At 64.5% G+C, this 9004-nt stretch carries 6 protein-coding genes; 4 read left to right on the forward strand and 2 right to left on the reverse strand.

Translation table 11 applies throughout. The features are described 5' to 3' along the window. Positions 1 to 6 precede the first annotated feature (6 nt). Together HLH25_RS17365 and HLH25_RS17370 are read right to left on the reverse strand one after the other, a co-directional pair. Positions 7 to 2253 carry a DUF4214 domain-containing protein gene (locus HLH25_RS17365; RefSeq protein WP_182975264.1) on the reverse strand — a complete coding sequence of 749 codons (2247 nt, stop codon included), beginning with the start codon at positions 2251 to 2253 and terminating at the stop codon, positions 7 to 9. A 197-nt stretch (positions 2254 to 2450) separates the two neighbouring features. Further along, positions 2451 to 3371, reverse strand: coding sequence for a LysR family transcriptional regulator (locus tag HLH25_RS17370; protein WP_182975265.1), 921 nt, complete (start codon positions 3369 to 3371; stop codon positions 2451 to 2453). A gap of 175 nt (positions 3372 to 3546) precedes the next feature. On the opposite strand from HLH25_RS17370, the gene HLH25_RS17375 reads away from it, so the two are divergent. The 4 genes from HLH25_RS17375 (at position 3547) to HLH25_RS17390 (ending at position 8729) form a co-directional block, all read left to right on the forward strand. Further along, complete coding sequence (locus HLH25_RS17375; protein WP_182975266.1) at positions 3547 to 5187, forward strand: MFS transporter; 1641 nt, start codon at positions 3547 to 3549, stop codon at positions 5185 to 5187. Between the two features lie 19 nt (positions 5188 to 5206). Then, on the forward strand, positions 5207 to 6283 hold the full coding sequence (locus HLH25_RS17380; protein ID WP_182975267.1) for an HlyD family secretion protein: 1077 nt from the start codon (positions 5207 to 5209) through the stop codon (positions 6281 to 6283). 139 nt (positions 6284 to 6422) lie between these two features. Then, entirely contained in the window at positions 6423 to 7964 is a 1542-nt protein-coding gene (locus HLH25_RS17385) for an efflux transporter outer membrane subunit (protein WP_182975268.1), read from the forward strand. Between the two features lie 18 nt (positions 7965 to 7982). Further along, a complete protein-coding gene (locus HLH25_RS17390; protein WP_182975269.1) occupies positions 7983 to 8729 on the forward strand; it encodes a pirin family protein in 747 nt (248 codons plus the stop codon). The last annotated feature ends 275 nt before the right edge of the window (positions 8730 to 9004 follow it).

The raw sequence follows: 9004 nt of genomic DNA on the forward strand, positions 1-9004 counted from the left end.
ATTCCATTAGAACTCGAATTTTATTTTTCTAACACCATTGCTCAAGAGAGGAGCAAACTGAATAGTCCAGTCCTTTCCCGATGCAGAGACATTGCGAAGTGATACTAATCCTCTGGAAGTTTGAACTGAATACACAACACCATCATTTCCAAATGACGCCACCTTGGCATTATCCAAATTTCCCGTATATCCAGTTAGCTTTCGAAAAAATGTCTCTACCGCTGCCTCATTTCCTCCGGAAAAGTTGAGATTTTGCTTCTGATATCTCGTGCTGGCTACCTGCGTGACTGTCGTGTTCGCATCGAGTTGCAAGGTAGCACCGGACGCTTTAGGATCAAAAGCTGTCAGTTCATCAAACGTTGCCGAGGCTTCCGCCGAAAGCCCTGAAACGGACGCCCCGGTCGCCGAATAAACTGTCGCGGTATCGAGTTCCGCGTCCAAAGCCGTCGCCAGCAATTCCTCGCCGCCCACGGCAAGGAGGTCTGCGGCGGCGACGGCCTCGCCTGCGGGCGTTACCATAACCGCCATCGTCGCCGCCAGGCCGAGCCATTGGTCCTGTGTCTTGGGCATCAGGCTGTCGAGAACATTTCCGGCCGACGAAAATGTGGCCTGAAAGCCATTCGCCGCAGCCTGAAGCTGATCCGACGTGTAATTCTTGACCGTCTCATAAGCCTGCGTGATGCCGGTCAGCATCGTCTGTCCAGCATGCGCCAGATCGTCGGAGACCTCGCCGAGCGTGCCGTTCAGGAAATTGGAAATCTGAGTGCCGGCTTCACCCGATTGGGCGATTTCCGATATGACGCTGTTCAGCGTGGTGCCGTTCGCCAGTTCATTCTGATAGGTCTGCAAACCGCCACTATCGGCCCCTCGGTTGAGAAGGAGATCATAGACGTTGCCGACCGCGCTGGCGGCTTCCTGCGACTGAGCGGTATTATAGCGAAGCTGGTCCAGAGTCAGATTGGTGGCGAGGCCATCTTCGGCGGAGTTCATTCCCCCCGGATCGGCATTACGCCCCAGCACCTGGAGATAGATGCTATTGATGTCGTTCTGCGCTTCCTGCGAATGGGCGGTGTTGCTTCGAAACTGCGCCAGGGTCATGCCGGTGGCCAGTCCGTTCTCGGTATCGCCCAACGCCTGGGCTTCAACGGGCCGGCCCAGAACCTGTTGATAAATCGCGTTGACGTCGTTCTGTGCTTCTTGCGAATAGGCGACAACGGTGCGGACCTGGGACAGCGTCATGGACGTGCCCAGCCCGTTTTCGTACGTCGTCAGGCCGCCCGGGTCGATGTCGCGACCCAGAACGTCGTGATAGACGTTTTGAAGAGCGGCCTGCGCCCCCGACGAATGCGCCATGGCGTTCCGGACCTGATTGGGCGACTGGCCTTCGGAAAATTGCTGGTAGGCGGAGTTATAATCGCTCTCGCTCGCGGAGCGGCCAAGCAGGTTCTGGGTGTCGTCCGCGATGTTCTGGTCGATATCCGACAGCTTGATCGGAACGTATGCGCCCGACGACGACTGATAGGTCGCAATCCCGTTTCCCGAATCGCTCGTCAGGTAGGCCACACCGTTGATGACGGTGACGGCGTGGCCATGAACGGTGATATGTTCCGTGCTCGCGCCGGATGCGGGCGGCGCAGGCGGCGTATAAGGCATTGTGCTGTCGGAGGTCGACAGGTCGCTGCCGCCATCTCCGGATGAAGGGGGAGAGCCTGTGACCGTTATGCCCTCGCCATTGTCGCTCCCATCCATTCCGCCGCCATCATCTCCCGCCGAAACAGAAAATCCACCTTCGTCGCTGTCGGACATGAATTCCATGACGGTCATGGCCGGCCGAGCGGATAGCGTGGAGGATGGCGAGGACAGGGACTGGCTGCTGTCCTGTATGTCCGTCGCCTGTCCGGAGACACCGGGCATGTCTGCCTGGCCTGTCGCGGCGCGCGAGAGGGGCGTTTGGACTGCGGGTACCGCGACGTGACCCCTTTGTCGGTCATGCCGGGCGGCAAGGGCGCTCAGAAACGCCGGCTGCCGGTGATACCCGTAAAAACGATCTTCCGGAAGGACTGAACCGGCGCGACGGCCGATCGCCATGATCGCGGCGGGCGCATCGATTTTGTCCGGGATCGCGTCTGCGGCCGGGATGCCGTCATACGCCCTGCCGCCGGTTGCGTTGCCAGCCGGATGGTCCGTCCGGGAATACGGACCGGAAATATGCCGTTCCTGCTTTGAGGAAGAGTGGATCGCCAGATTGGACATCACGCACCAATGCAACGTTATGATGTGATATGCAACAATAGGTTGTACATCCGTTTCCTCGCACGCAAGAGCCAAAATCGCGATTTGTCGTGGTTTTTTCAGATGTTGGGAACAATACGCTGTCGCTGACATTACGGAAGGCGTCAGGCGTCGTTGATGCGCGCGAAGCGGTCTGACCCGCGCAACGTCAGGTCGGGTCAGTTCAGTTCGCTCTGGATCTGGCGGGCGACGCGGAAGATGGTTTCGCGCAGCCAGCGGTGGACCGGGTCGTTGTCGCGTCTTGGGTGCCAGGCCTGGAAGGCTTCGACGCGAGGCAGCGGGAACGGGTAGTCGAACAGCGCCAGGCCGCGTTCGGCCAGCGGCACGCGATACAGGGCCATGTCGGGCAGCGTCAGGATGAGGTCCGTGTCGCGCATGCTGTCGATCATGGCCTTGTAATGCGGGACGACCAGGACGACGCGGCGGGACAGGCCATACTGGTCGCGCAGGATGCGGTCGATCGGGCCACGGGCGCGACCACGGCGCGAGATGCTGATATGGTCGTAGCGGGTCAGAGCGTCGGGCGTGATGCCCTCGGCGAAGAGCGGGTGGTCCTTGCGGACCAACGCCTTCATGATGTTGTAGAAAATGGTCTGGCGGCGGATTTCCGGCTTCAGCATGTCGGTCGCGCCGATATAGAGGTCGATCGTGTCCTCGCGCAGGGCCTGGTTGGCGGCGTCGTCGACTTCGGGCGCGAAGACCAGTTCGCAGTTCGGGCAGTCCTGCCGGAGCGCGCGCATCAATGGCAGGGCCATCGGGGCGACGACGACATCGTTGGCGCGGATGGTGAATTTGGGCGCCATGTTGCGCAGGTCGGCCAGAACCTGGGTTTCGATCAGCCCGTCGGCGGCGCGCACGACCGCCTGCACCCGGTCGCGAATGCCCAGCGCGAAGGCGGACGCGATCAGGTGCCGACCTGACGGCACCAGGATCGGGTCGCCGAACACGGTGCGCAATTTGGCCAGGTGGCGGCTCATGGCCGGTTCGCTGACATGCATGCGCCGGGCGGCGACGGAGACGCTCTGCTCTTCAATCAGCACCTGAAGGAAGCGCAACAGGTCGAGATCGTATCCACGCATCCGGGCAGCCTATCTTTTCATGCAGGGGAAAGACCAGCCGAAACGCTTCCGGAAAGTGGAATCCAGACCTGATCGGAATGGAGGTATTCCGCGTTTCGATTTCGATGATGATCCGGGCATGATTTCGGACCATCCTGACAAACGCGGCAGTGCGGCAGCCCCGGACGGGCCGGCCATGGCTGCGCCGGCAGCCCCCTCGCCCGCGTCCGCGGCGCCGGTGATCCATGCCGCGCCGCCGATGCCGTCCTATATCCCGCCCTTCGGGCTGCGGACGGTCATCGGCTGTCTGGGGATGCTGCTGGCCGTGCATGTGGCCGGATTCAACGAGCATGTGACGGAGATCGGCCTGTCGGACATTCGCGGGGCCATGCATCTGGGCCACGACGAGGGGACCTGGGTCACCACAATTTACGAGGCGTTCAACATCGCATCCATGGCGTTTACGCCGTGGTTTTACATGACGTTCTCGATCTATCGCTTTTCGATCTTCATCACGGCGGTGATGGCGCTGCTGGCGATTCCGGCCCCCTTCATGCCCGACATGACCGCGCTATGCGTGCTGCGGGCCTTCCAGGGGCTGGCGGGCGGGTGCCTGCCGCCGGTGCTGATGACCGTGATGCTGAAATATCTGCCGGCGGAAATTCGGGTTTTCGGCATCGGCGGCTATGCCATGAGCGCGACCTTCGGCCCTAATCTGGGCCTGCCGCTGGAAGCTTTCCTGTTCGAGCATGTCGGCTGGCACTGGCTGTATTGGGAGATCATTCCCATGGCGGCGCTGGCGATCGGCATGCTGGCCTACGGGTTGCCGCGCGACCCGATGCATCTGGAGCGGTTCGCGAAATTCAACTGGCTCGGGCTGCTGGTCGGGCTGCCCGCCATCTGCTCGCTGGTGATCGTGCTGTATCAGGGCGACCGGCTGGACTGGTTCCGCTCGCCCGTCATCACGAACCTCGCCCTCTGGGGCGGGGCGGCGTTCGTCGTGTTCCTGATCAACGAATCCTTTCATCCCAGCCCGTATTTCAAGATCCATTACTGGCTGTCGCGCAATATCCAGGCCTCGCTGCTGTCGCTGGTGGGGATTCTGGCGATATGCAGCCTGATGGCGGAACTGCCGGCCACCTATCTGGCCGAGGTGCGCGGCTATCGGCCGATCCAGATGGTACCGGTCTCGCTGGTGGTGGCGCTGCCACAACTGGTCATGATTCCGCTGATTGCCGCCCTCTGCAACAGCCGGCGCGTCGATTGCCGCTATGTGCTGGCCGGCGGCATGCTGTGCCTGGCGGCGGCGGCGTGGTGCGGCACCTGGCTGACGCCCGACTGGGTGCGGGACAATTTCTACCTCATCCAGGTTCTTCAGGTGTTCGGCCAGCCGATGACGGTGATCCCGACGCTGATGCTGGCGACGCTGGCGCTGGGGCCGGCGGACGGGCCGTTCATCTCGGGCATGGTCAACATGCTCAAGGGGCTGGCCAATGCCGTGGCCTTCGCGCTGTTCGCCACGCTGACGCGGCGGCGGGAGCAATATCACTCCACCATGCTGCTCGACCACCACGGCACGCACGGGCTGGCGCTGCAAGGGCTGGGCGAGCCGATCGGCCAGCAGCTTGCGGGGACCTCGCCCGATGCCGGGCATGTCGCGCGCAATGCGCTGGAGGTCTTCCACACCTTTATTCACGAGCAGGCGCTCGTGCTCGGGCTGGCGGATATCTATTTCATCCTGATCTGGGTCTGCCTGTTCTACGCCGTGCTGAACGTCGTCCTGCCCCGTCGCGTCTATCCGCCTCGCCCGCCGTCGGCGACGGCTCCCGCCCACTGAACCTCGCGGACCCTATCGCATGATTTACAGAAAACCCCTGCTATATGCCGGTAGTACCGCCATCGTGCTCGCGCTTGCCGCCTGGGGCGGCAGCCGGCTGGTGATGGGCAACGGTGTCGACCAATATACCAACGATGCCTATGTGACCGCCGATTTCACCGCCGTGGCCCCCAAGGTTGCCGGCCGGATCGACCGCGTGCTGGCCGAGGATAACGAGGCGGTGCGCGCGGGCGAGGAACTGGCGCATATCGAGGACGACGATTACCGCGCCGCACTGGATGTGGCCCGTGGCCGGTTGCAGGCCGCGCAGGGCACGGTGGCGAACCTGGAGGCCGAACTGGCACGGCAGGATTCGGTGATTGCCGGGACGAAGGCGGCGGTACGGGCCGATGAGGCGACGCTGCAATTCGCGCGGCAGAACATGGCGCGCTATCGCGACCTGTCGTCGGGCGGGGCGGGCACGGTGGAGCAGAAGCAGGCCACCGAGGCCCGCGAGAAGGAGACCGAAGCCGCCGTGGCGCGCGACGAGGCCGCGACCGAAAGCGCCGTGCGGCAGGTCGATGTGCTGAAGGCGCAGCTTGCGCGGGCGCGGGGCGAACTGTTGCAGGCGCAGGGTGACGCGCGGCAGGCGGAACTGAACCTGTCCTACTGCACCATTCCGGCCCCGGTGAGCGGCATTGTCGGCGAGCGCGGGGTGCGCGTGGGCGCCTATGTGCATCCGGGCACCGCCATCCTGGCCGTGGTGCCGACGCAGGCGGCCTATGTGCTGGCGAATTACCAGGAAACCCAGTTGACGCATGTACAGACGGGGCAGAGTGCGACCGTCTGGGTCGATACCTTTCCCGGCCAGCCGCTGAAGGCGCATGTGGACTCGCTGGCGCCGGCGACCGGCGTGGCGTTTGCGCCGATCCAGCCGGATAACGCCACCGGCAATTTCACCAAGGTCGTGCAGCGCGTGCCGGTGAAGCTGACATTCGACCCCGGCCAGCCGCTGGCGGCCAGGGTGCGTGTCGGCATGTCGGTGGAAGTCAGCATCGATACCGCCTCTCAACCCGCAGGCCCGCATGCCCATGACGCACGCTATGTCTGGCGTTAAGGCTATGGCTGGGCATGCGCGCCGGCGGCGATCGGACGCGCGTTTTCTCCGCTCCGTTTCGGTGCGCGAAACCCCGTGGCAGGCGCGGGCCGTTGGGGCGCTCTCGCCTCACGGCCCCCATGTTCAGGCAGGTTCCACCATGGTGTGTACCGGACGGCCCCGCCTCCGGCCCTGGGCCGTCATTCTTGGCCTTGCGGCACTGACCGCCTGCACGGTCGGACCCGACTACCACAAGCCGGTCGTGGCGGGTCCGAGTGCGTGGCATCAGAGCGTGACGCCGGCGGCCAGCCATCCGGTGACGGCTTCGACCGATCCGCAATGGTGGCGGCAGTTCAACGACCCGGTGCTGACGGCGCTGGAACAGGATGTGGCGGCGGAGAACCTCGACCTTCAGGCCGCGTCGCTGCGGCTGATGGAGAGTGCGGCCGAGCGGCGGATTGCCAGCGCGGCGCAGTTTCCGCATGCCGAGGCCAATGCGTCCTATGCGCGGGAGCGGGCCAGCACCAACGGCATTCTCGGCCTGCTGGGCACCATGGAGCGCGAGCAGGCCGGCACCGTGGCCAGCGGCACGCAGGGGTTCGGGCCGACCGCGCTGCCGGGCAGTGTGGGCAATCCGTCGTTCAACCTGCCGCAATACGGCATGAATGCCTCGTGGGAAGTCGATCTGTGGGGGCATGTGCGCCGGCAGGTCGAGGCGGCCACGGCCGCCATGCGCGCCAGCGAGGATATGCGCCGCGACGTGCTGGTGTCGCTGATGGCCGAGACCGCGCAGGATTATATCGACCTGCGGGGCGTGCAGGCGCGGCTGGCGATTCTGGACCACAACATCGCCATCGCGCGCGACAGCGTGCGGCTGACGACGATGCGCTTCGACCGGGGGGCCGCCACGCGGCTGGACGTGGCGGATTCGACGGGGCAGTTGCGGGGTTTCGAGGCCCAGCGGTCGCCGCTGGAGCGCCAGCAGGTGCATCTGCTCAATGCGTTGAGCTTTCTGGTGGCACGGGAGCCTGGGGCGCTGAATGCCCAGCTTGGCAAGCCGGCGCCGATTCCGCCGGTGCCGGCCGATCTGCCCATCGGGCTGCCGTCGCAACTGGCCGAGCGGCGGCCGGATATCCGTATGGCGGAAGAGCGGCTGCATGTCGCGACCGCCAGTGTCGGCGTGGCGGTCGCGGATTTCTTCCCGCGCATCACGCTGTCCGGGAGCCTCGATATCCAGGCGTTGCAATTCAGCGGGCTGGGGTCGTGGGCCTCGCGCCAATACGGGTTCGGGCCGACGGCGACGCTGCCGCTGTTTGAGGGTGGGCGGCTGACGGGGCAGCTTCGTCTGCGCAAGGCGCAGCAGAAGGAGGCCGCGATCATGCTGCGGCGGACCGTGCTGAAAGCCTGGCAGGAAGTGGATGACGCGATGGCCGACCTGGCGACCGCGCAATCGGAACGCGACCGGCTGCGCGAGGCGGTGCGGGAGAACGAGATCGCCGTCGAGACGGCACGAATGCAATACAAGGCCGGGGCCTCGGACTTCCTGACCGTGCTGACGGTGCAGAACCAGCTTCTGGCCTCGCAAGCGCGCTTCGTGGATGCGACGACCGAGATTTCGCGCGCGGTGACGCAGCTTTACCGTGCGCTTGGCGGCGGGTGGGAGGGCACCTATCCTGACGCCACCCCGGTTTCGCACGGCTGACAAGGATACAGAACCCCGATGATCACGATCCGGCGTGCGAGCAGTCTGGGCCAGGTGCGGCAGGGCGATGCGCTGCTGCATTGTCATTTTGCCTTCGGGGCGTTTCAGGACCCGCAGCATGTGCATGACGGGCGCCTGCGTGTGGTCAATGCCGGGCATCTGGCGGCCAATGCCGCGTATGTGCTGGGGCCGGAGCGGAATGTCGAGATCGCCACCTGGGTGGTGGACGGCACGCTGACGGCGCGCAGCGACCTGTTCCCCGATGCGACCGTCGGCAGCGGCGGGCTGCATCTGTTTTCGACCGCCGCCGGGTGCCTGTCGATGGGCTGGCGGGCGGGGGCGGCTGGGGCGTCGTTCCTGCAAATGTGGTTTCTGCCCGACGATGAGGGCGGTACGCCGGCGCAGGAGGCGCGGCCGGCTTTTGCGGGGCTGGAGGATGGGGGATTCCGCATTCTCGCTTCCGGCTTTCCCGAGGATGACCCCGAGGCGGCCGGCACCGTGACCGATGGGGCGCCGGTGGTGCTGCGCGCCCGCGCCCGCCTGCTGCATGCGGCGCTCCCTGCGGGGGAAGGCGCGTGCTACCAGACGACGCCGGGGCGAGCGCTTTATCTGGTCGTGGTGCGGGGCGCCGTGACCCTGGAGAATGTCGGCCTTGGCGCTGGGGATGCCGCGCGCATTGATGGCGAGCCGCAATTCGTCGTCATGGCGAACGAGGATGCGGTGATCCTGCTTGCGGATACGGCGACGCGGGATAGCGAACTTTGAGCGCCTTCATGACGGTTTTTCGATTCTACAGCCTGCGCGACATGTGATCGGCCGTTTGGGTGTCATGCCGCGCCGAGGCGCCTGTGGCATCCGGTTCCCATACACATGGTCCCGGCGGGCTGGCCCGCATATCTCACACGGGTAGGAGCATCGGGCTCTGAAATCGGCGAAAGTTCTTGTTGGAAAAGGAAAATCCGCGAGCGAGGCCAGAGACCCGATGCAGACAGAGTGTAGCGCAGGCCAATTGGCTTTTGGAGAGGTTTCCGGGCGTCGGA

The organism is Gluconacetobacter dulcium, assembly GCF_014174165.1.
GTDB lineage: Bacteria > Pseudomonadota > Alphaproteobacteria > Acetobacterales > Acetobacteraceae > Gluconacetobacter > Gluconacetobacter dulcium.

Bases quoted from the DNA above. Each gene is read 5' to 3' on its own strand.
- HLH25_RS17365 (WP_182975264.1), bottom strand. From the start codon at position 2,253: ATGTCCAATCTGGCGATCCACTCTTCCTCAAAGCAGGAACGGCATATT.
- HLH25_RS17370 (WP_182975265.1), bottom strand. From the start codon at position 3,371: ATGCGTGGATACGATCTCGACCTGTTGCGCTTCCTTCAGGTGCTGATT.
- HLH25_RS17375 (WP_182975266.1), top strand. From the start codon at position 3,547: ATGGCTGCGCCGGCAGCCCCCTCGCCCGCGTCCGCGGCGCCGGTGATC.
- HLH25_RS17380 (WP_182975267.1), top strand. From the start codon at position 5,207: ATGATTTACAGAAAACCCCTGCTATATGCCGGTAGTACCGCCATCGTG.
- HLH25_RS17385 (WP_182975268.1), top strand. From the start codon at position 6,423: ATGGTGTGTACCGGACGGCCCCGCCTCCGGCCCTGGGCCGTCATTCTT.
- HLH25_RS17390 (WP_182975269.1), top strand. From the start codon at position 7,983: ATGATCACGATCCGGCGTGCGAGCAGTCTGGGCCAGGTGCGGCAGGGC.